This window comes from Bradyrhizobium sp. 21 (genome assembly GCF_023073335.1).
Lineage (GTDB): Bacteria > Pseudomonadota > Alphaproteobacteria > Rhizobiales > Xanthobacteraceae > Bradyrhizobium.
In genome coordinates this window covers 373,936-394,412 of the sequence record NZ_JADPJG010000006.1, presented here as the reverse complement: position 1 = coordinate 394,412, position 20,477 = coordinate 373,936, and the positions used below count along the sequence as shown (strand labels likewise).

The 20,477-nt window shown below is 64.8% G+C and carries 19 protein-coding genes; 12 read left to right on the top strand and 7 right to left on the bottom strand.

Annotation, left to right across the window (positions count from 1 at the left end; genetic code table 11):
* Positions 1 to 808: 808 nt before the first annotated feature.
* Positions 809 to 1,525 (bottom strand): DUF599 domain-containing protein, encoded by a 717-nt coding sequence (locus tag IVB31_RS11635; protein WP_247321957.1) that lies wholly within the window; start codon positions 1,523 to 1,525, stop codon positions 809 to 811.
* A gap of 124 nt (positions 1,526 to 1,649) precedes the next feature.
* Here IVB31_RS11635 and IVB31_RS11630 point away from each other — a divergent pair, with 124 nt between their 5' ends.
* From IVB31_RS11630 to IVB31_RS11610, 5 genes are all read left to right on the top strand, one after another.
* Positions 1,650 to 2,312 (top strand): glutathione S-transferase family protein, encoded by a 663-nt coding sequence (locus tag IVB31_RS11630; RefSeq protein ID WP_247321955.1) that lies wholly within the window; start codon positions 1,650 to 1,652, stop codon positions 2,310 to 2,312.
* Between the two features lie 88 nt (positions 2,313 to 2,400).
* Positions 2,401 to 2,769, top strand: a complete 369-nt coding sequence (locus IVB31_RS11625; protein ID WP_247321954.1) for a YidB family protein — start codon at positions 2,401 to 2,403, stop codon at positions 2,767 to 2,769.
* A gap of 189 nt (positions 2,770 to 2,958) precedes the next feature.
* The gene (locus IVB31_RS11620; RefSeq protein ID WP_092030261.1) at positions 2,959 to 3,162 is read left to right on the top strand and encodes a hypothetical protein; all 204 of its coding nucleotides are present in this window, start codon (positions 2,959 to 2,961) and stop codon (positions 3,160 to 3,162) included.
* Between the two features lie 154 nt (positions 3,163 to 3,316).
* Positions 3,317 to 4,306 (top strand): hypothetical protein, encoded by a 990-nt coding sequence (locus tag IVB31_RS11615; protein ID WP_247321951.1) that lies wholly within the window; start codon positions 3,317 to 3,319, stop codon positions 4,304 to 4,306.
* A 42-nt stretch (positions 4,307 to 4,348) separates the two neighbouring features.
* Entirely contained in the window at positions 4,349 to 4,789 is a 441-nt protein-coding gene (locus IVB31_RS11610) for a DUF1489 domain-containing protein (protein WP_247321949.1), read from the top strand.
* A 3-nt stretch (positions 4,790 to 4,792) separates the two neighbouring features.
* Here the strand turns inward: IVB31_RS11610 and IVB31_RS11605 are convergent, their stop codons facing one another.
* On the bottom strand, positions 4,793 to 5,545 hold the full coding sequence (locus IVB31_RS11605) for a hypothetical protein (RefSeq protein WP_247321947.1): 753 nt from the start codon (positions 5,543 to 5,545) through the stop codon (positions 4,793 to 4,795).
* A 75-nt stretch (positions 5,546 to 5,620) separates the two neighbouring features.
* Positions 5,621 to 6,472 (bottom strand): pantoate--beta-alanine ligase, encoded by an 852-nt coding sequence (panC, locus tag IVB31_RS11600; RefSeq protein WP_247321945.1) that lies wholly within the window; start codon positions 6,470 to 6,472, stop codon positions 5,621 to 5,623.
* Between the two features lie 284 nt (positions 6,473 to 6,756).
* Here panC and IVB31_RS11595 point away from each other — a divergent pair, with 284 nt between their 5' ends.
* The 4 genes from IVB31_RS11595 to IVB31_RS11580 all read left to right on the top strand — a co-directional run bounded on the left by IVB31_RS11595 (position 6,757) and on the right by IVB31_RS11580 (position 10,565).
* A complete protein-coding gene (locus tag IVB31_RS11595; RefSeq protein ID WP_247321942.1) occupies positions 6,757 to 7,680 on the top strand; it encodes a division plane positioning ATPase MipZ in 924 nt (307 codons plus the stop codon).
* A 343-nt stretch (positions 7,681 to 8,023) separates the two neighbouring features.
* The gene (locus IVB31_RS11590) at positions 8,024 to 8,884 is read left to right on the top strand and encodes an alpha/beta fold hydrolase (RefSeq protein ID WP_247321940.1); all 861 of its coding nucleotides are present in this window, start codon (positions 8,024 to 8,026) and stop codon (positions 8,882 to 8,884) included.
* Positions 8,885 to 9,020: 136 nt separating this feature from the next.
* A complete protein-coding gene (locus IVB31_RS11585; RefSeq protein ID WP_247321938.1) occupies positions 9,021 to 9,770 on the top strand; it encodes a VWA domain-containing protein in 750 nt (249 codons plus the stop codon).
* A 69-nt stretch (positions 9,771 to 9,839) separates the two neighbouring features.
* A complete protein-coding gene (locus IVB31_RS11580) occupies positions 9,840 to 10,565 on the top strand; it encodes a DnaJ domain-containing protein (RefSeq protein ID WP_247321937.1) in 726 nt (241 codons plus the stop codon).
* Between the two features lie 219 nt (positions 10,566 to 10,784).
* On the opposite strand, the gene IVB31_RS11575 is transcribed toward IVB31_RS11580, so the two are convergent.
* On the bottom strand, positions 10,785 to 12,635 hold the full coding sequence (locus IVB31_RS11575) for a D-alanyl-D-alanine carboxypeptidase (RefSeq protein ID WP_247321934.1): 1,851 nt from the start codon (positions 12,633 to 12,635) through the stop codon (positions 10,785 to 10,787).
* 387 nt (positions 12,636 to 13,022) lie between these two features.
* On the opposite strand from IVB31_RS11575, the gene IVB31_RS11570 reads away from it, so the two are divergent.
* On the top strand, positions 13,023 to 13,361 hold the full coding sequence (locus tag IVB31_RS11570) for a phasin family protein (RefSeq protein WP_247321932.1): 339 nt from the start codon (positions 13,023 to 13,025) through the stop codon (positions 13,359 to 13,361).
* A gap of 77 nt (positions 13,362 to 13,438) precedes the next feature.
* Here IVB31_RS11570 and IVB31_RS11565 read toward each other — a convergent pair whose 3' ends face one another.
* Positions 13,439 to 14,776, bottom strand: coding sequence for a pilus assembly protein (locus IVB31_RS11565; RefSeq protein ID WP_247321931.1), 1,338 nt, complete (start codon positions 14,774 to 14,776; stop codon positions 13,439 to 13,441).
* A 482-nt stretch (positions 14,777 to 15,258) separates the two neighbouring features.
* Here IVB31_RS11565 and clpS point away from each other — a divergent pair, with 482 nt between their 5' ends.
* Positions 15,259 to 15,591, top strand: coding sequence for an ATP-dependent Clp protease adapter ClpS (gene clpS, locus IVB31_RS11560; RefSeq protein WP_018455182.1), 333 nt, complete (start codon positions 15,259 to 15,261; stop codon positions 15,589 to 15,591).
* 289 nt (positions 15,592 to 15,880) lie between these two features.
* Complete coding sequence (clpA, locus tag IVB31_RS11555) at positions 15,881 to 18,289, top strand: ATP-dependent Clp protease ATP-binding subunit ClpA (protein ID WP_247321929.1); 2,409 nt, start codon at positions 15,881 to 15,883, stop codon at positions 18,287 to 18,289.
* A 73-nt stretch (positions 18,290 to 18,362) separates the two neighbouring features.
* Here the strand turns inward: clpA and IVB31_RS11550 are convergent, their stop codons facing one another.
* Both IVB31_RS11550 and IVB31_RS11545 read right to left on the bottom strand, forming a co-directional pair.
* A complete protein-coding gene (locus IVB31_RS11550; protein WP_247321926.1) occupies positions 18,363 to 18,821 on the bottom strand; it encodes a PEGA domain-containing protein in 459 nt (152 codons plus the stop codon).
* 127 nt (positions 18,822 to 18,948) lie between these two features.
* Positions 18,949 to 20,370: an MFS transporter gene (locus IVB31_RS11545; RefSeq protein ID WP_247322124.1), complete on the bottom strand. Its 1,422-nt coding sequence runs from the start codon at positions 20,368 to 20,370 to the stop codon at positions 18,949 to 18,951.
* Positions 20,371 to 20,477 lie beyond the last annotated feature (107 nt).

The window sequence follows — 20,477 nt, the reverse complement described above, 5'->3', positions numbered from 1 at the left end:
TCGTCTCGCCTTGGGGTCGATGGCAATGTGCACAACGCCGTCGGACCCTGTGGCGAAATGGCGGGCTGTGCGTACGGCAAAACCGTGTGGTCCTGGCCGTCGTTGCTACGGTCAAGCCTTTGCGGAGGCGGCATTTGCGTCAACCGGCGCGGTGCCGTGACTTTCGTGAGGGCGAGGGAGGCCAGCAGGAACTCGGCTCCCGGGAGAGCACGGCATAAGCCGTAAAGCCACTGCGCAGGGAAGGCCGAGTGATTGGCACCACCTGTATGCTGCTGTGCGGTTTTCCTGCGTGTGCTTTTCGCGCAGCGGACCGTGGGTGCGAGGTCAGCACCCGGCCTTCCCTGCGCCCTCTTGGATCAAGAGGGTGGCAAGAGAGTAGAGACGAAGCAAAGCTCGGGCGAAATCTGTTGCGAGAACGCGAAGCTGTGTCCGCGACCATTCACGCGCTGTCTTCGCCCGGCTTGACCGGGCGATCCAGTATCCAGAGGCGATTGTGATTGATCCGAAAGGCCGCAGCGTACTGGATTCCCCGCCTTCGCGAGGAATGACAGTGTTATTTGGAGCACGCAGCCGTCGCTCCGCCATTGCGAGCGCAGCGAAGCAATCCAGAATCTTTCCACGGAGCGATTCTGGATTGCTTCGTCGCAAGGGCTCCTCGCAATCACGATGTGGAGAGAGTGCGCGTCACGCTCCACTCTCGTGCCCCGGACGCAGCGCAGCGCTCCTTCAGCGGTGCGCTGCAGAGCCGGGGCCCACGTCTCCGCGCCGCAACGCTTGCGCGTTGCAGCTTGTCCGGGACACGCGTGCTTCAATGACCGCGCTTCGTCTGGTTACCAGCCGCAACTACATCCGGTGCCATCGCCTCCCACGCGCTCGACGCGAATTGCCGCCGCCAGGTTACGATCACCACGGCTGCCGTGGTCACGAACAGCACCCAGGGGCTGACGAACCAGCCGAGATAGCCGAGCGCGAAGAAGAAGGCGCGCTGGCCGCGGTTGAAATGGCGGCCGGCCGACTCGAAGACGCGCGTGGTCCGGATGACATGGGCTTCGGCTGCTTGCGTATCGCGCTGGGAGGCGAGCGGCATGGCGCCGAACAGGATCGCGACATAGTTGAACAGGCGATAGGCCCAGGCGAACTTGAAGAAGGCGTAGACGCAGATCAGCACCAGGCCGACGCATTTCAGCTCCCACATCGCGGGCGAGGTGCTGAGGTCGATCGGCAGCTTACCCAGAATGGTGATGGCGTCGTTGGTGGCATGCAGCAGTGCCAATGCGCCGCCGAGCGCGAACAGGCTGGTGGAGGCAAAGAAGGCGGTGCCGTTCTGGAGCGAGGCCATGATCTGCATGTCGACCATGCGTGCCTCGCGGTCGAGCAGGCGGCGGACCCAGACTTCGCGATAGCGGTTCATCCGTGCCGACAGGCTGTCGCGGCCATAGGCCGAATGTTCCAGCGTCGCGGCATAGACCAGCCATTCGATGATGAAGAAGCCGACGGCGGTGATGTCGATCCAATGCCTGCTCATGTCTGTCTCCTCGCAAGGAGCGCAACGATTGCCACGCATGGCCGGGTGCGGCAACGATTGATTGACGGCAGGCGATGGCGTTAAAAGCAGCCCGCTTCGAGACGTCTCGGGAAGGATTGATGACATGGCTGCGCTGAAACTCGCAATCGGCAACAAGAACTACTCGTCATGGTCGATGCGGCCCTGGCTCGCGCTTCGCGCGAGCGACATCCCGTTCGTGGAAACCGTCATCCCGCTCTACACCGACAATCCCGGGGACAAGGAGCAGATCCTGTCCTTCAGCCGCGCCGGCAAGGTGCCGGTGCTGGTCGACGGCGACATCACGGTGTGGGATTCGCTCGCGATCATCGAATACATCGCCGAGCGCTATCCGGAAAAGAAGCTGTGGCCCGACGATGTCGCCGCCCGCGCGCATGCCCGTTCGGTGTGCGCCGAGATGCATTCCGGCTTCATGGCCTTGCGCAACGAATGCGGCATGAACCTGCACCGGCCGGTCGGCGCCGTGACGCTGTCGGCGGACGCCAGGGCCAACGTTGCGCGCATCGAGGAGATCTGGCGCGAGTGCCGCGCGCGCTACGGCGCCAAGGGACCGTTCCTGTTCGGCCGCTTCGGCGCGGCGGATGCGATGTATGCCCCGGTCGTGCATCGCTTCCGCACCTACGCGATCGACGTCGCGGCGGAAAGCAAGGCCTACATGGACACGATGATGGCGCTGCCGGCGTTCCAGGAATGGACCCGCGACGGACTTGCCGAAACGCTTGTCATCGCGCGGTTCGAGAACGTGTAACCCGCAATTGTGATGGGGCGACGCTTGACGATGTGCAAGCCGGCGGCGCTCAATCGCGGAGGAGCTACGGCTTGGGAGAGGCATAGTCATGGGAATCCTGGACTCGTTGGAAAACAACCCCGCGCTTCGCAGCGCGCTCGGCCAGCTCGGCGCCACGGTCTTGCCGGCCGTGCTGAACGAGGTGCTTGGCAGCAACAATCAGGGCGGCCTCAGCGCCATCGTTGCAAAACTCCAGCAGTCCGGGTTTGGCGATCAGGTCAAATCCTGGCTCGGCAACGGCCAGAACCTGCCGATCTCGGCCGACCAGCTCCGCGCGGTGCTGGGCAACGACACCGTCCGCCAGCTCGCCGCCCGCTATAACATTCCGGTCGACCAGCTCGGGCAGATCCTGGCGCAGGAATTGCCCAAGGCGGTGGACCATGCCAGCCCCGACGGCCGGTTGCCCCATACCGCCTGAGAGGGCCGAGTTCCAGCGGTATCATCGGCGGGTAAGTTTCCCGGTATCGTCCTGAAAACGCTACCGGATTGGGGCGTTTGCCATGCCTGTATACTGCTAGCCAAAACGGACAAACGCGTGCTATAGAGCGGTGGGTTTTCAGTCGGCCGTCGCAGTGGGACCCTGGGCACGGCAGGCGCTGTTTGAGTCATGGAGAGGGCGTTGAAGCATAAATTTCCGATCGGCACGCGCGTATTGTTCACAGCCAGCAATGTTGCGCGCCCGGCTGCCAGCGGCAGCTATGAAATCATCCGCCTTCTGCCGACGGATGGCGACGACTGCCAATACCGCATCAAGAGCTCGACCGAAGCGTTCGAGCGCGTCGCAAAAGAAAGCCAGCTCGCCCAATCCTGATAGATGACGGCGCCGCATCGACGTGACGGACGAATTTGCTCCGCTCGCCGTTAAAAGGCCCGCTTCACCTTCCCAAGGTGGGCCGGGGGCGGTTGCCGGTTCGCGGTGCTCGCTTTGACCATTCGCTCTCTGCTCGCGTGAAGGGACGTCGCGCATGAACTGGGCATGGGCCTCGTCGCTCGACCAAATCTGGCGCTCGCCGGCCTTCCCGATGTGGATGACGCTGGCGGCTGCCGGCTTCTTCGGACTGATCCTCCTGATCACGCTGCTGCGCGCCGAGAGATCGGTCGCCAACGGCGCGCTGACCGTCATTACACTGCTCGCCATTGCCGTCGCGGCGGCCGCCACCATGCGCGTCTATGGACCTGCGGGGCAGGCAGCCCCGACTGAAGCCCGCGCGCAAGCCGCGGTCATCGCAAGCCTGCCGGCGCTGTCCTGTCTCGACGATCTCGCCGGCGATGTCGTGGCCCTTGGCTGCGAGAAGGCGCTGTTCGGCGCGCCTGACGCCGCCGCCGCCGCCGTCGCCTACACCGCTGTCAGGATCGACCGGTTGACCGCGCTTGGCGATGCCGCGACCGCCGATAAAGGCCTGACGCTCGACATGAAGGTGCTGCGCAAATCGCTGGAGCGCGATCGCTACGGCCTCGTCGCGCAGGTGCTGGTCGCGCGTGACGGCTGCACGCAGTTCGACTGCGCCGCCTTCCGCTCGCTGACCGATCAGCAGCAGGTCGCCGCCAACATGGATTCCCATCTCTACGACACGCTGGTCGCGCGGTATGCGCCGAGCTGGAACGCGCCCGCAACGGCGTCGGCGATGCCTGCCACTGCTGCACTTGCCGGATTGCCGCCCGCGATGCCGACGGGCAAGCCGACCAATGCGGAGTTCCCGAGCGCCTCGTCGACGCCGCCGGTGAGCATCATGAATCCAGAGCCGCCGACGGCGGCGACGCGCCAGGCGGCGCCCGCGGCCAATGCCGCGCCGGCTCCACGCGCACCCGCCGCGACCTCGGCGCAGGCGGCAGCGCCCGCGGCGCCGGCTGCGAAGAAGCCGCCCGCACCGAAGGCCGCGCGGGCCCCGGCAGCGCCACCGGTTCCGCTCGCGCCGCCGCCGGCCTCGGCTCCCGCGGCTGCGGATAACGAATAGATCGGCATTCCAAATGCGTGGCTGCCCGGCTAATGCTCGGGCATGCCACTCCATCTGATCAAGCTCGCCGTCGGCTGCGACTCCGTCAAGGAATTGAAGGGGTGGATCGCCGAACGGATGCAGACCGCCAAGAAGAAGGGTCTGCCGCAACACCACATCCACATCACCCGCATGGTTCCCAAGCGCGACGCCGAGATCCTGTCGGGCGGATCGCTCTATTGGGTGATCAAGGGCGAGGTCGCCGCGCGCGAAAAGATCATCGGCATCGAGCCGTTCCGCGACAAGGACGGCATCGGACGCTGCCGGATCGTGATGCAGCCGAAGGTGATCTCGGTGTCGCCGCGGCCGATGCGCCCGTTCCAGGGCTGGCGCTATCTCGCCGACGATTCCGTGCCGTCCGACCTCGGCAAATCCGCCGCCGGCTCGATCGCGGCGATGCCGGAGCCGATGCGGCGCGAGCTGCGTGATCTCGGGCTGTTGTAGCCGCTACGGCTGGGGCGTCACGATGTGCAGCCGCGCCCAGTCGGACGGCGGTATGACGACCGGCCGCCCGCCTTCGCCGATGCCATCCACGATGTCGATGAGATCGGGGGCGATGCCCATCTCGTTCAGATATTTCCGGTGCTGTTCGCCAAAATACTCCGTGAGGCTCTCGCGCTGCTCGGCCGGGATGTTGGGCGCGAGCCGGTTGCGGACGGAGCGGCCGCTCAGCACCACCTTCGCGGCCTGCGGCAGGCTGCGATGGACGCCCCCCGCCAGCGTGAGCACGCAGGCGAAATCGCAAATCAGGTTCGACACCGACAGCCTTGCATCGAGCGGTCCGCCCGGACGCTTCAGCGTGAAGCATTCGGCGTCCGCTTTCTCGGCACAGGCCGCGACCTCGGTCGTCCCGACCGTGGCGTCGAGGCCGCGGTCGCGCAGGATGCGGCCGAGGCTGCTCGCGACCTTGAGATTGGAGACGCCCCAGCTATGGATCACGACAGGCAGCTTGCGTCCGGCCTGCCGGTCGACGATCGCGATCAGCCGCTTGTAGCTGTCCCACTGCACGGCCCCTTCGGCGGCGATCCAGTCCGAGCACCCTGGCCCGCAGGAATCGGCCGGACCATGGGCGACGTAGAAGATCATGGCGTCGGGCGGCGAACCGAAGAGGCCGATCGGCGGACGCTGCTGTGCCTGCGCGGCGCCTATGGCCACCAGCGCCAGCGCGCCGCTCACGATCGTCCTGCGGATCGATGACATGCTCTGCCAGTCGGCTCGTTTCCTCGCGCCGATCATCCATCCGGGCGAGCGTACGTGCAAGCTCAACCTTGGCGGTTACACCGCGATATTGTCGATTAGCCGGGTCGTGCCGAGCTTGGCCGCGACCAGGATGCGCAAGGGGCCGTCCTTGCGCGAGGTGACCGGCGCCAGCGTCGCGGCATGGCGCACCTCGAAATAGTCGAGCGCAAAGCCTGCCGCCGTGATCAATCCGGCACCGCGCGCCATCGCGGGTGCGATCGCTTCGCCGGCGCGGATGCGGCCGGCACTGTCCTTCATGGCGCGGTAGAGCACCGTCGCGGTCTGCCGCTCCTCGGGCGAGAGGTAGACGTTGCGCGAGGACATCGCGAGCCCGTCGCGCTCGCGCACGGTGCGCGAGCCGATCACCTTGACGCCGAGATCGAGATCGCCAGCCATCTGCGTCACCACCCGCAACTGCTGGAAATCCTTCTCGCCGAAGATCGCGACGTCCGGCCGGCACTGCGTGAACAGCTTGCCGACGACGGTCGCGACGCCGCCGAAGAAATGCGGGCGGAAGCTGTCCTCGAGGCCGGCCAGCGCCGGTCCCTCCGGCACGATGCGGGTCGCAAAGCCCTCCGGATACATGGCCTCGGCGCCGGGGTGCCAGACGATATCGACGTCCTCGGCTGCGAGCTTGGCGATATCGGCCTTCCAGGTTCGCGGATAAGCGCCAAAATCCTCGGTCGGCGCGAACTGGGTCGGGTTGACGAAGATCGACACCACGACGCGGCTCGCGCGGCGCCTGGCCAGGCGCACCAGCGACACATGGCCGTCATGGAGCGCCCCCATGGTCGGGACCAGCGCGATCGTGGCCTTTCGCTTGCGAAGATTGTCGACGGCGCGTCGGAGCGCTGGGACGGTGCGGGCGATCAAGGGGCTGCGTGGCATCGGGACTCGGCAGGGTTGGGAATTGGCGCTGGTGCGGCTCGGCGCCCGGCCGGCTAACCTTAACAAGCAGCGACCGTGGACGCCATGCATCCGGATGCGCCACAGCATCCCGCGCAAAGCCGCGGAGGATGTCGCGACATTGTGGGCTGGATCACAGACGTGAAGCGGCGCAGCGATTCATGATGAAGGACGGCGCGCTGCGATTTGCGTGACCTGTCACGCATTTCACTTGACCGCAGACGCGGCCAACTCGAAGATATTCGTCAGGGGTGTTGAGGATCGCGATGCTTGTGCAAGCTAGCCAAGGCCAGTCCGGCTCGGCGCATGTGGTCGTGCTCGGCAACGAGAAGGGGGGCTCCGGTAAGTCGACCAGCGCCCTGCACATCGCGGTCGCGCTTCTGAAAGCCGGCCAGCGCGTCGCTACCATCGACCTCGACTGCCGTCAGCAGAGCTTTACTCACTACATCAACAACCGTTCCGCTTGGGCCCGCCGCACCAAGCTCGACCTCGAACTGCCGGTGCATCGCTGCATCAAGCTCGGCGAGACCATGCAGATCGCCGAGAATGAGAATTCCGAGTTCCAGCAGTTCATGGAAGCGGTCTCGGCGGTCGAGAGCAGCTTCGACTTCATTGTCATCGATACGCCCGGCACCGACAGCTATTTGATGCGGCTAGCGCACTCGATGGCGGACACGCTGGTGACCCCGATCAACGACAGCTTCCTCGATTTCGATGTGCTCGGTACCGTCGATCCCGCCAACTACGCGGTGACGGGTGAGAGCCACTACGCCGAGATGGTGCGCGATGTCAGGCGCAAGCGCCGTCAGCTCGACGGCGCGACCACAGACTGGATCGTGGTGCGCAACCGCCTGTCGATGCTCGGCTCCCGCAACAAGCAGCTCGTTGCCGAGGGATTGAAGGATCTGTCGCTGCGGCTCGGCTTCCGCTACGTCGACGGCTTCGCCGAACGCGTCGTCTATCGCGAGTTCTTCCCGCGCGGCCTGACCGCGCTGGACGACATCGACGAGGCCACGCTCGGCATGCGGCCCAATCTCGGCCATCTGACCGCGCGGGAGGAGGTGACGAGCCTGCTCCGCCAGCTCAAGCTTCCGCTCGACGAGCGCGGCCGCCGCCGCGCGGCCAATCGCGCCGAGTGGTTCAATCAGGTCGACAAGCCCCTCGAGGTCCACGACATCCTCGGCGCTTGAGTCAGCGGTATATCGCTACTTCCAGTCGATCAGAGCGGCCGGTCCCCGCGGGAACCGGGCCCGCGCTCGGCCGTTTTCACCCCGTGTTTACTGCGAAATTGAACCCAATGGAGACCGGTTGCGTCGGATGGTGACTTGCACCCTGACGTAGCCGTAGGAAAGCGGGTGCCCAAGAAACGTGTGCGACGCACAATGAAAGGGCTGCCGGTTCACAATATTTGGCCTTCCTGTCACGCGCCTGTGACATATATTAGGGAATAGGCGACCAGGGGCCGAAGAGCCCCGGAAGAACACGATTTTCAACAGGGATTCAGGCCGCAAGAGCCTGAGGCTGAGGACGAAAATGAAGCGTGGAATTGCCGTTCTGGTTTCGGTCAGTGCCCTCTGCGGCGTCGCCTATTTCACGGCGAGCAAGTGGGCGATCAGGCACGAGACCATCACCTTCTACGACGCCTCGCGCGACAACCGTCCGGTGCCTGTCGATATCGCGATCCGTCGCGACAAGGAAATGCAGGCCAATGCCGGCATGATCACGATGCCGGTCGCCGTGATCAACCACGGCAACACCGTCAAGAACACCGAGTACGGCTTCCTCGCCAACATTTTCGCTGCGCGCGGCTATCTCGTCGTCAGCCCGCAGCATGATTTGCCGACCGATCCTCCGATGGTGACCAAGCCCGGCGAGATCTATGTCGGCCGGCTGCCGCAGATCCTGCGTGGCGTCGCCAACATTCATCTCGCCATGCAGGAGATGAGGAAGGTTCAGCCCAACGCCGACTACGACAAGGTGACGATGGTCGGCCACTCCATGGGCGGCGACATCACGATGTATTTCGCCAAGCAATATCCGGATGAGGTCAAGAAGGTCGTCACGCTCGACAATCTGCGTGTGCCCTTCGTCACCGCCGGCAAGTTCAAGATCCTGTCTTTCCGCTCCCAGGATCCGCAGTTCAAGACCGATGCGGGCGTGATCCCGACCGACGAGGAATGCGAGAAGGCCGGCATCCAGGTCGTGAAGACCGAATTCCAGCACAACGACATGCGGGATACCGGTCCGGATGTGGCCAAGAACTCGATCCAGGGCATGCTCGACAAGTTCCTGAGCGCGACTGACAGCGAGGTGGCGCCTGTCGACACGCAATCGTCCCCGCCCAAGATTCTCGAGCCCGGCCCGGTCGCTCTGATGGCGCCCGCCAAAAGCTGACGTCGTCTCGCTGACGTCTCCCTCATCGTCCGGTACCGATTTCAAAGCCCTCTGCCAGCGTCCGCCTGCGGGGGGCTTTGCACATTGACCGGGCTGCACGCGCTGACCACATTAGCCGCTCACGCAGGGTCAAGCGATGCCGGGCGAACCCATCAAACCGCGCGGCCGCGATGCCGTCTCGGCCAAACCAGGCGGTGCGGTGCCGCAGGCGGTGACGTCGACCTCGGAGGACATCGCCGCCTTCGTCGCCAAGGCGCGTGCGCTGTCACCGCATGCTCCCGGTGCGAAAGGCCGGCTGATCTTCGCGCTGGATGCGACGCTGAGCCGGCAGCCGACCTGGGACATGGCCTGCGCGCTTCAGGCCGACATGTTCCGCGAGACCGCCACGCTCGGCAGTCTCGACATCCGGCTCGTTTACTATCGCGGCTTCAACGAGTGCCGCGCCACGGGATGGATCTCCGACAGCGCCAGGCTTGCGACGCTGATGAGCAAGATCGATTGCCGCGGCGGCGACACCCAGATCGGCAAGGTGCTGAGCGAGGCGCGGCGCGAGGCGGTCGCATCCGGCGTGCGCGCCGTTGTCTTCGTCGGCGACGCCATGGAGGAGAAGGTCGACGAGCTCTGCGCCAAGGCCGGCGAGCTCGGCATGCTCAAGGTGCCTGTGTTCGTGTTTCAGGAAGGCCATGACGCCGTCGCCGAGCAGGCCTTTCGCGAGATCGCGCGCCTGACTGGCGGCGCCTGGTGCCGGTTCGATCCGGGCGCGGCGGCGCAGTTGCGCGAATTGTTGCGCGCAGCCGCCGCCTACGCCGCCGGCGGACGCGAGGCGCTGTTGCAACTGGCGAAGACGACCGGCGGCGCGGCCAGGCTGATCGGCCAGATGAAGTAGCGCCGGCGCGCTCTGTACGCGCGACAAGGACACCATGCTTTTTGACGACAGGCCGCCTATATTCCGGCCATGACCCTGATCGCCGGCGTTGTCGCCATTATCACCCTTTATCTGCTGCTCCAGATGTTCCGTGCCGCCAATCCGGCGGTGCTGGCGCGCGCGATCAGGTTCGGTGGCGGCGTGGTGGCGCTGGCTGTCGCAGCCTTCACGGGCTTACGGGGGGAACTGGCGGTGGCGATCCCGCTTGGGATCTTCGGCGCAGGGCTGCTGGGCTGGACACCGCTGGCAAACGCCGGCTTCGGCAATATCGGCGGCCTGTTCGGCGGGGGTACGACGCGCCCGGCCGGTCAGGCCTCGCGCGTGCGCTCGCAGTTCCTGGATATGCGGCTCGACCACGAGTCTGGTCAGCTCGGAGGCCGGATCGTCGCCGGGCCTCACGCCGGGCGCGATCTCGACGAGTTCGATCTCGCTGCCCTGCTGGCAATGGTCCCGGCGTTTGACGCCGAGAGCGTGGCCTTACTTGAAAGCTATCTGGACCGCCGGTTTCCCGCTTGGCGTCAGAACGCGCAGGGCAACGCGGCAGGGGGGCAGCGCCGCACGGTGGCGAGCGGCAAAATGACGACGGAGGAGGCCTATCAGATCCTTGGCTTGCAGCCGGGGGCGGGGCGTGACGACATCAGCCGGGCTCACAAGTCCCTGATGAAGAAACTGCATCCCGACCAGGGGGGCTCGACGTATCTCGCTGCCCGTGTAAACGAGGCCAAGGATACTCTGCTTCGTACGCATAACGGCTAACTCCGGCACCACGCTACAAACGCTCGTCCCGTGTGAGCCCCGCTCGCTCTGTTTGCCGTCGCCCCGATGCCCGCCATTGTCGGCGTGGTCGATCCCTTGGGTAAAGTTTTAACCGTAAATCCTTGACGAGAGGTTGTCGTGGAACAGCCTCGTCAACACCGCCTCCCCAAAAACAAAATGCCCGCGCAAGGCGCGGGCATTTTGCGGTCCTACCAAAGATCAGTTGCGGACGGTGATGCAGGAGATCTCGGCGCGCTTCAGGGTCCGGCAGACGGCTTCGGCCTGGTCGCGCTCGAGCCCGGCGAAGCGGGCGCGGTAGAGCTTGCGATTGTCTTTCGCGACGACCTCGGTGAACGGGTCGGCCTTGCTGAGCAGGCCGCGGGCCGAGCTGCGCGCCGCGTCGATGCGCTGCTGGGCTTCGTTCTCGCTCTCGAGCGCGCCGACCTGCACGATCCAGCCGCTGTGGGTGACGACCGGTCTGGTGGTGGCGCTCATCTGGATCGGCTGCGGCGCCGGGTCGGCTGAAGCGAGCCTCGCAACAGCCGGGGCGGGCGCAGCGGCGGTTGCGGCCGGCAATACGCCGAGGATGCCGTTGCCGGTGCCGAAGCCCGCCGGCTGCCGTGGCAGCTCGGTACGGGCGATCTCGGCCTTCGACGCTTCCGGTTGGCTGACGATCTCGGGCTTGTTGATGAGGTCCGCCCGGGCGACGACAGCGCCCGAGGTTTCGGCGACGTCGGAGCGGGCCGCAATCGTGCTCGTGACCTGCGGTGCGACCTGAGCCGGGGCGGCGGAGGCGACCTTCACGGCGCCGGCCTTGACCTGAACGGTCTTGACCCGGACCGGCTTCATCGGCTCGGACGAGCCGGGGATGATGGAGAGCGGCTGGCTCGAGATCACGCCGCTGGTGAGCGGCGCGGGCTCGATCTTGGATTCAGTCGGCCGAACTTCAGGCTTGTTGGCGTCAGATTTGGGCTGAGCCGGCGGCATTGCGGCCGTCGCAGCAGCAAGCGCCGACAGGCGCGCTGCGAGGCGCGACGGAGCTGCTTCGGGAGCAGAGGCAGAAGCGGCCTGAACCTGCGGAGCGGAACGGGCCGGGGTATCCGACGCATCGGCGACCTCGGCTGCGGCGTCAGAGCCGTTGCGCTCGGTGACAGCGGCGACGGTGTGGGTGGTCGCGGCCTTGTCGAGGTTCTCCGCGAGCAGATTGCGCATGATGGCGTCGCGCGAGCCGCCGCTGCGGCCGCCCAGCACCACGCCGATCAGGTGGCGGTTGCCGCGGCGCATCGAGGTCACCAGATTGAAGCCGGAAGCGCGGGTGTAGCCGGTCTTGATGCCGTCCACGCCCTCGACATTACCGAGCAGGTGATTGTGGTTCCGGATCGATTGTCCGCGCCAGTTGAACGTCGAGGTCGCAAAATAGCGATAGTAGCGCGGGAAGCGCTCCTGGATGGCGCGGCCGAGCGTAGCCTGGTCGCGCGCGGTCGTGACCTGCTCGTCGTTGGGAAGGCCGTTGGCGTTGCGGTACACCGTCTTCGACATGCCAAGCGAGCGCGCCTTGCGCGTCATCATCTGGGCGAAATCGTCCTCGTCGCCGCCGATCGCTTCCGCAATCACCACGGCCGCGTCGTTGGCAGAGCGGGTGACGAGACCCTTGATCGCATCCTCGACGCGGATGGTCTGGCCGGCACGCAGGTTGAGCTTGGTCGGATCCTGATCAGCGGCGTGCTGCGACACCGGCATCTCGGTGTCGAGCTTCATCCTGCTGGATTCCAAACGCTCGAACAGCAGATAGAGCGTCATGATCTTGGTGAGCGAGGCGGGATGACGGATCCCGTCCGGACTGTTCGACTGAAGCACCGCGCCGGAATTGCCGTCGACGATGATCGACGCGAATTTCGGGCTTGAGCTCTCGGACACATCGCGCTGCACCCGATGGTGCGCATAGTGACGAGACCGATGGCGCCGCGCCTCGGCAGCATCGGTGGTGAACATGACTGCGGTGGTGACCGTAAGCAGCCCGAAAACGCCGACCCGCGCCAAGCGCGAGGAAGACAAGTTGTTACGAAGCATGGAACCCCGTCCCCGTTTCTGACTTGATCACCGGCTCGTGAGGCGAAATTGTGCCCACTGGACCCGGGATCATTACCTGTTCAGGCTGTCCCTCCGCTGGTGTTCGCCGCGAGGGACGTTGGGCCTGAACCGCTGTTCTGGCTAAGGTGATGTTCTCAAACGGCTTTGGCCGCCTGCGGAAGCTGAACACGTCCAGGGAATCAGGGTAGGGGTCTGGGGTTTCCAAAAGCTTAAGGAACCCTTGCGGGAAACCTCGGGAATCTCCGCGACTTGAATGTAATTTTGTGCGGCGCACAAAATTCTTGACTTTTTTGTGCGTTGCACTAATTGTGTGCAGAGTCAGGGAGCCCGGAGCTTCCCGATGAGAGCCAGGGAAAAGGATCCGAAATGTTCAAGGTTGAAGACTTTCAGAACTACGGGAAAGAGCACTTGGAGACGTACGTTGCCTCCGCGACCTCGGTGCAGCATGGCCTGCAGGCGATCGCCAGCGCCTATGGCGACTACACCAAGAAGTCTTTCGAAGACACCAAGTCCTTCGTCGAGAAGCTTTCCGGCGTGAAGTCGCTGGACAAGGCCGTGGAAGCGCAGACCGAGTTCGCCCGCTCCGCCTACGAGACCTTCGTTGCGGAATCGCAGAAAATCGCCGGCCTCTACAGTGACCTCGCCAAGCAGGCGTTCAAGCCGGTCGAGACCGTCGTGTCGAAGTTCACCCCGGCTGCCAACTAACTTTTCCCGTACGTCCTGTAATGAAAAAGCCCGGCTGAACCAGCCGGGCTTTTTTTGTCGGATGCGGCGAGCAGGTCTCAGCGAGCCACGCGCAGCTTCGACAGCGACGTGCCGATGTCCTTGAACACCGAAACGGTCTGGCTCGCCGACGTCACCAGATAGAACTTGTCGGTGCCGCTCGCGCAATATTGCAGCACGCCGGAGGTCGGGTCGCTCCCGGTGTTCACCTGCACCGTATAGATCGTGATGTTCGCCGCCTTGGCATTGTCGCACAGCTTCTTCTGCCGCGCGTCGATCTGCGAGGCATTGCTGTACCAGCGGTTCTGCGTGTTCAGACCGTCGGAGAGCAGCACGATGGCCTCCTTGTAGGTATAGTTGGGGTCCTTGGCCGGCGCGTTCATGGGATCGCCGGCCGACAGTGTCAGCCAGCCCCAGGCGAGGCCGATGCCCTGGTTGGTGTTACCGGTGGGTTTCATGTCGTCGATCCGGCTCTTGAGCGAGCTCCAGTCGTAGCTCAGCGGCATGATCGGCTGCAGATAGGACGAACTGCTCGTGTTGCAGTAGGAGTACTGGTCGGCGGGGAATAGCGTCCCCACATTGCCGCTCGTGGGCGTCGTGTTCTTGGTGTCGTAATCCTGGTCGCGATCGACCACGCACCCTGTCCAGGTGTTGTGGTTGGCCGGTGTCCAACTGGTGCATTGTCCCCAGTTGTTGCGCGAGTTGCACGTGCCGTTGGCCGCGTCCCAGTCACTGAAATCGACCCAGTACTTGCTGTAATTGCTGGCGCCGACGTTGACGTCCTTGGCAAACGGAACGACCGAGATGTAGACGTCGCCGCTGGTCTTGGCGAGCGCGCTGAGCTGGTCGACCAGGTTCTTCGCGGCCGTCTGCATCGCGGCCATCTTGCCGTCCTGCGCCATCGACCCCGTGTTGTCGAGCACCAGGGCCACGCGCATGCGCACCAGGCCCCAGGCGCTGGTTGAATCGGCGCCGACGTCGAGCGTCGGGAAGCCGGCGATCTTCATGAAGCTGGTCGTGTAGGTGCCGGTACCGGTGACCTGGATCGTTGAGCCCATGCTGGTGCTCGCGGTGTAGGTGGCCGCGACGGTGACCGACGGCAGGGAGTTGGTGGCGGTGAACAGGGCGTTGAAATAGCTTTGCGCCTTGGTATTGATCTGCGACGTCGTGATGGTGCCGGACGACAGGTCTTTGGAGACCATCAGCGCAGTGGAATCGAGGGCCGACTGCATCGAGGTACGGGCCTGGACTGCGCGGCTGTAATCGACCGCGGCTCCGACGAAGGTCAATACCGGGACCAGCGCAATGGCGAAGATCACGGCGATATTGCCTTGTTCGGCCGCTGCAAACCGGGCGAGCTGTTGCCCTATACGGCTGACGACGGGCAGGCGAAACATGACGATCCCCGAATCTGTTACTTTGCCGGATTTCGCGCCACGCCATTGAACGCCGGGTAAATTGGACCGTAGAAAACCGGAGGTATCCCGCGCGAAACCGTCGCAGCCGTGTAACGGCCGGGTTCCTGGTCAACACGTTCTAAACAGGCGGGCCGGAAGTTTTTGTCAAATCGGTCCGGATTGATTAACCTTGGCTGGGATCGCCGGACCGGGAATCGGGACCGTCGCGGCCGCATCGGTCGAGCCGTGGCATGCTTGCGGTGGGGCGGGGGCAGGCCCATATTCGGTGAAGCCGATCTGGCCTGGACCGGACCGGTTGGAGGCGGCGATCCAACAAGGCGGCGCGCCTGTGCGAAGCTCCGAAGGCCGGGCTGCGCGGTGAACCGTCATACGCTTCCGTGGGGAATTTGAACGCCTGAGCCATGCCGCAACTGTCTTCCAAACTCGACCTGTCCGCGGCGGCCGCCGCCCACGCTCCCCGGATGAGCAACGACGAGAACCGTTCCGGCGGTCCCTCCGCGCCAAACACGTCCGTCATCACCAAGGTCAAACCGAAGACCAAGCGGCCGAACCTGTACCGCGTGCTGATCCTGAACGACGATTACACGCCGATGGAATTCGTCGTCCACGTACTGGAGAAATTCTTCCAGAAGGACGCCGAGGCCGCGACCAAGATCATGCTGCACGTCCATCATCACGGGATCGGGGAGTGCGGCGTGTTCACCTACGAGATCGCCGAGACCAAGGTGACGCAGGTGATGGATTTCGCCCGCAAGCACCAGCATCCGCTGCAATGCGTGATGGAAAAGAAGTAAGACACCTTCCGGCGCGTACGAAGCCGGTTCTTGTGCATGTCGCAGTGTGATCGTCGCGTGATGTCTGCGCGCGTTGTCCGTTGCGCCGGCAAAACCACGGAATTCTGCACCGGCGCCGATCTCGCCCAAATCGGAACGGGTCTTGCATCGAAAAATACCGCTGCTGTGCAGCCGCCTGAGTCGCGGAACCGGTCTTTCGCCGCGATCCAGTATACCTATATGTGACAAAGGTTGTTGTTGCCTGACCGGGCGATGACGATCATGATGGTGGGGGCCATAGAGGACGCGAATGCCGACTTTTTCTCAAAGCCTTGAACAATCCCTGCATCGTGCACTGGCGATCGCAAACGAGCGTCATCACCAATACGCGACGCTCGAGCATCTTTTGCTCTCCCTGATCGATGACTCCGATGCAGCCGCCGTCATGCGCGCCTGTAGCGTCGACCTCGACAAGCTCCGCACGAGCCTCGTCAATTATCTTGAGACCGAATTCGAGAATCTGGTGACGGACGGCGCCGACGACGCCAAGCCGACCGCAGGCTTCCAGCGCGTCATCCAGCGCGCGGTGATCCACGTGCAGTCGTCCGGCCGCGAAGAGGTGACCGGCGCAAACGTGCTGATCGCGATCTTCGCCGAGCGCGAGAGCCATGCCGCGTATTTCCTGCAGGAGCAGGACATGACGCGCTACGACGCCGTCAACTACATCAGCCACGGCATCGCCAAGCGGCCGGGTGTCTCCGAGGCGCGGCCCGTGCGCGGTGTCGACGAGGAGACCGAGACCAAGGGCAGCGAGGACACCAAGAAGAAGGGCGAGGCGCTCGAGACCTATTGCGTCAACCTCAACAAGAAGGCGCGCGACGGCAAGATTGATCCGGTGATCGGACGCAATTCCGAGATCAACCGGGCGATCCAGGTGCTGTGCCGCCGGCAGAAGAATAATCCGCTGTTCGTGGGCGAGGCCGGTGTCGGCAAGACCGCGATCGCGGAGGGCCTTGCCAAGCGCATCGTCGACAGCGAGGTGCCGGAGGTGCTGGCGGCTGCCACCGTGTTCTCGCTCGACATGGGCACGCTGCTCGCCGGCACGCGCTATCGCGGCGACTTCGAGGAGCGCCTGAAGCAGGTGCTGAAGGAGCTCGAGGCGCATCCCAACGCCATCCTGTTCATCGACGAGATCCACACCGTGATCGGCGCCGGCGCGACCTCGGGCGGGGCGATGGATGCCTCGAACCTGCTCAAGCCCGCGCTCGCCTCGGGCACGATCCGCTGCATGGGCTCGACCACCTACAAGGAATATCGCCAGCACTTCGAGAAGGACCGTGCGCTGGTGCGGCGTTTCCAGAAGATCGACATCAACGAGCCGACGGTCGAGGACGCGATCGCGATCCTCAAGGGCCTCAAGCCGTACTTCGAGGACTACCACCGGCTGAAATACACCAACGAGGCCATCGAGGCCGCGGTGCAGCTCTCCTCGCGCTATATCCACGACCGCAAGCTGCCGGATAAGGCGATCGACGTGATCGACGAATCCGGTGCGGCGCAGATGCTGGTCGCCGAGAACAAGCGCAAGAAGACCATCGGCATCAAGGAGATCGAGACCACGATCGCCTCGATGGCGCGGATTCCGCCGAAGAGCGTGTCGAAGGACGATGCAGAGGTGCTCAAGCATCTCGAGCAGACCCTGAAGCGCACCGTGTTCGGTCAGGACAAGGCGATCGAATCGCTCGCCGCATCGATCAAGCTGGCGCGTGCCGGCCTGCGCGAGCCGGAGAAGCCGATCGGCTGCTACCTGTTCTCAGGCCCGACCGGCGTCGGCAAGACCGAGGTCGCCAAACAGCTCGCGGCGTCGCTCGGCGTCGAGCTGTTGCGCTTCGACATGTCCGAATACATGGAGCGGCACACCGTGTCGCGCCTGATCGGCGCACCTCCCGGTTATGTCGGCTTCGACCAGGGCGGCCTGCTCACCGACGGCGTCGACCAGCATCCGCATTGCGTGGTGCTGCTCGACGAAATCGAGAAGGCGCATCCCGACCTCTACAACGTGCTGCTGCAGATCATGGATCACGGCCGGCTCACCGACCACAACGGCAAGCAGGTCAATTTCCGCAACGTGATCCTGATCATGACCACCAATGCCGGCGCCTCCGATCTCGCCAAGCAGGCCTTCGGCTTCACGCGCTCGAAGCGGGAAGGCGACGACCACGAGGCGATCAACCGGCAGTTCGCGCCGGAATTCCGTAACCGTCTGGATGCCGTCGTCTCGTTCGGCCATCTCAGCGTCGAGGTGATCGGCACGGTGGTCGAGAAGTTCGTGCTTCAGCTCGAAGCGCAGCTCGGCGATCGCGACGTCACCATCGAGCTGTCCGAGGCCGCCAAGACCTGGCTGGTCCAGCATGGTTACGACGAGCAGATGGGCGCACGTCCCATGGCTCGCGTGATCCAGGAGCACATCAAGAAGCCGCTGGCCGACGAGGTGCTGTTCGGCAAGCTGAAGGGCGGCGGCCACGTCCGTGTCGTCCTCGTCAAGGACGAGGCCGACGAGACCAAGGACAAAATTGGCTTCGAGTTCCTCGACGGCCCGATCACGCCGAAGCAGGAGAAGCTGCCTGGCGCCCGCAAGCGTCCGCCGGGCAAGTCCAAGCCGGGCGGTGGCTCGGGCGGTTCGAAGGGGCCGACCAAGAGTCCGTTGGTCAAGGTTTGACCCGGGCGCGATGAATTGAAAAGGCCGGCTGAAGAGCCGGCCTTTTTGTTTGCGTAGTCCGAATCGCGGAGTTCTACGTGCCGGTGTCAGGTGCGGGCGCCGCAGGCTGTCGCGGTTTCCTCGGCGCGGGCGGTCGCGCGCGGGCAGGGACGGACGGCTGCATCGTCACGATGACCGGATTCGGCTTGTGATCGGTTGCCGCTCCCGTCGCGGCATCGACGCCCATGCCGACGACGCCGCCGAGCAGGAGATTGCCGGCAAAGCCGGCGGCTCCGCCGGTCTGGATGTCCCGGCTGAGGGGCACGATCTGCGGCTCATAACCTTCCTTCTGAAAGGCAATGGAGATGTCGGCGTTGCGCTTGACGACCACCGAGCAGGGCGTCGTGCAGGTGGTCGGAACCTCCATTCCGCTAACGACGGCTTCCACGCCCGACGGTGTCGATGAGATGCTGATATTTTCGGTCGTGCCGCGCGTGACAGACGCGCAGCCGCCCAGCATGACGCTGAGCGCCACAATTCCCAATGAACGCATGAAATGCCCCTTATTCCCCGCGCCAGTGAACCGCAACCAGAGCGGGAGGGCAATACGTCATTGGTCCGGATAGTTAAGCCACGCACGGGTTGTGCACGAGAACAGCGGGAACCTGGACAGTCCTTAGCTATTCGCCGCGCAGGCGCTGATCGTCCTGCACGCGGACCTGCTCGGCGCCGCGCGCGCCCGCGGGCGACAGCCGCAACATGCTCAGCACCGCGCCGCAGAGCGCGAAACCGACGCCGGTGAGCAGCGCGATCCTGGTTCCTTCGATCGGATAGCGGCCGAGGAACAGCGCCACCAGCGCCGCGCCCGTGGTCTGGCCGAGCAGCCGCGCCGTGCCCAGCATGCCGCTGGCGCCGCCGGCGCGTTCGCGCGGAGCAGCGGCAATCATGGTCCGGTTGTTGGGGGTCTGGAACAGGCCGAAGCCGGCACCGGCCAGCGCCATGCGCCAGATCACGTCGATCGGGGTTGGGGCCTCCGGCAGGATGGCGAGCGCGCCGAGGCCACACGCAAATAGCGTGAGCCCGATGCCGCCGAGCAGGCCGGCCGGATAATGCTCGACCAGGCGGCCGGCGAGCGGCGCCGCGAACGCCAGTGCGATCGGCCACGGCGTGATCAACAGGCCCATATGCACCGCCGAATAGCCGAAGCGGCTCTGGAGGTAGAAGGGGATGGCGACGAAGGCCAGCATCTGCCCGCAGAACGAGGCGATCGAGGTCGCGATCGACAGCGCGAACACCGGGATGCGCAACAGATCGACCGGCAGCAGCGGCGAGGCCATGTGGGTTTCGCGCCAGATCAGCAGCGCGCCGGCGGCAATGGCGATGGCGAACTGCACGAGGCAGGTGACCGCGGCCTCGCCATGACCGACGCTGTCGACGGCCGCGATGCCGACGCCGAAGGTGATCGCGGACAGCCCCGCGCTCTGCCAGTCGAAGGAATGGCTGGCGGGTTTGGTGTGCGGCAGGCAGCGCAGGCCGAGCACCAGTGTCAGCGCGCCGAGCGGCACGTTGATGGCGAACAGCCACGGCCAGCTTCCGGCCGCGAGGATGCCGGCGGCAAGCGTTGGGCCGACCGCGGCCGAGAAGGCGACGACGAGCGCGTTGAGCCCGATGCCGCGGCCAAGCTGGTTGCGCGGATAGGTGAAGCGCACCAACGCCGCGTTGACGCTCATGATGCCGGCCGCGCCAAAACCCTGGATGATGCGGGCGATCGTCAGCAGCGTCAGCGTATGCGCCAGCGCGCAGAAGGCCGACGCGAGCGTGAACAGCACCAGCCCGACCAGATAGACGCGGCGGTAGCCGACGATCTCGCCGAGCGAAGCGAGCGGCAAGAGCGAGATCGTGATCGCGAGCTGGTAGCCGTTGACGATCCAGATCGAGAACGCCGGGCTCGCGTCGAGGTCGGCCGCGATCGTCGGCAGCGCGACGTTGGCGATGGCGCTGTCGACAACCGCCATGATGATGCCGAGCGCAATGGTCAGCACCGCCTGGTTGCGCTGCGGCTGCGGCAGGCCGTCGGCATGCTCGATCGGGGCGGTCGACATCATGGAGGCGCGCTTGATTCGAGCCGTGATTCGTCTCCGAATAGGAAATTGCAGGAGTGATCGCAACCCGGCAGGACACGGACGGTTCCCGGCCGGAAGGCAGGCCG

Bases quoted from the DNA above. Each gene is read 5' to 3' on its own strand.
- IVB31_RS11635 (WP_247321957.1), bottom strand. From the start codon at position 1,525: ATGAGCAGGCATTGGATCGACATCACCGCCGTCGGCTTCTTCATCATC.
- IVB31_RS11630 (WP_247321955.1), top strand. From the start codon at position 1,650: ATGGCTGCGCTGAAACTCGCAATCGGCAACAAGAACTACTCGTCATGG.
- IVB31_RS11625 (WP_247321954.1), top strand. From the start codon at position 2,401: ATGGGAATCCTGGACTCGTTGGAAAACAACCCCGCGCTTCGCAGCGCG.
- IVB31_RS11620 (WP_092030261.1), top strand. From the start codon at position 2,959: ATGGAGAGGGCGTTGAAGCATAAATTTCCGATCGGCACGCGCGTATTG.
- IVB31_RS11615 (WP_247321951.1), top strand. From the start codon at position 3,317: ATGAACTGGGCATGGGCCTCGTCGCTCGACCAAATCTGGCGCTCGCCG.
- IVB31_RS11610 (WP_247321949.1), top strand. From the start codon at position 4,349: ATGCCACTCCATCTGATCAAGCTCGCCGTCGGCTGCGACTCCGTCAAG.
- IVB31_RS11605 (WP_247321947.1), bottom strand. From the start codon at position 5,545: ATGTCATCGATCCGCAGGACGATCGTGAGCGGCGCGCTGGCGCTGGTG.
- panC (WP_247321945.1), bottom strand. From the start codon at position 6,472: ATGCCACGCAGCCCCTTGATCGCCCGCACCGTCCCAGCGCTCCGACGC.
- IVB31_RS11595 (WP_247321942.1), top strand. From the start codon at position 6,757: ATGCTTGTGCAAGCTAGCCAAGGCCAGTCCGGCTCGGCGCATGTGGTC.
- IVB31_RS11590 (WP_247321940.1), top strand. From the start codon at position 8,024: ATGAAGCGTGGAATTGCCGTTCTGGTTTCGGTCAGTGCCCTCTGCGGC.
- IVB31_RS11585 (WP_247321938.1), top strand. From the start codon at position 9,021: ATGCCGGGCGAACCCATCAAACCGCGCGGCCGCGATGCCGTCTCGGCC.
- IVB31_RS11580 (WP_247321937.1), top strand. From the start codon at position 9,840: ATGACCCTGATCGCCGGCGTTGTCGCCATTATCACCCTTTATCTGCTG.
- IVB31_RS11575 (WP_247321934.1), bottom strand. From the start codon at position 12,635: ATGCTTCGTAACAACTTGTCTTCCTCGCGCTTGGCGCGGGTCGGCGTT.
- IVB31_RS11570 (WP_247321932.1), top strand. From the start codon at position 13,023: ATGTTCAAGGTTGAAGACTTTCAGAACTACGGGAAAGAGCACTTGGAG.
- IVB31_RS11565 (WP_247321931.1), bottom strand. From the start codon at position 14,776: ATGTTTCGCCTGCCCGTCGTCAGCCGTATAGGGCAACAGCTCGCCCGG.
- clpS (WP_018455182.1), top strand. From the start codon at position 15,259: ATGAGCAACGACGAGAACCGTTCCGGCGGTCCCTCCGCGCCAAACACG.
- clpA (WP_247321929.1), top strand. From the start codon at position 15,881: ATGCCGACTTTTTCTCAAAGCCTTGAACAATCCCTGCATCGTGCACTG.
- IVB31_RS11550 (WP_247321926.1), bottom strand. From the start codon at position 18,821: ATGCGTTCATTGGGAATTGTGGCGCTCAGCGTCATGCTGGGCGGCTGC.
- IVB31_RS11545 (WP_247322124.1), bottom strand. From the start codon at position 20,370: ATGTCGACCGCCCCGATCGAGCATGCCGACGGCCTGCCGCAGCCGCAG.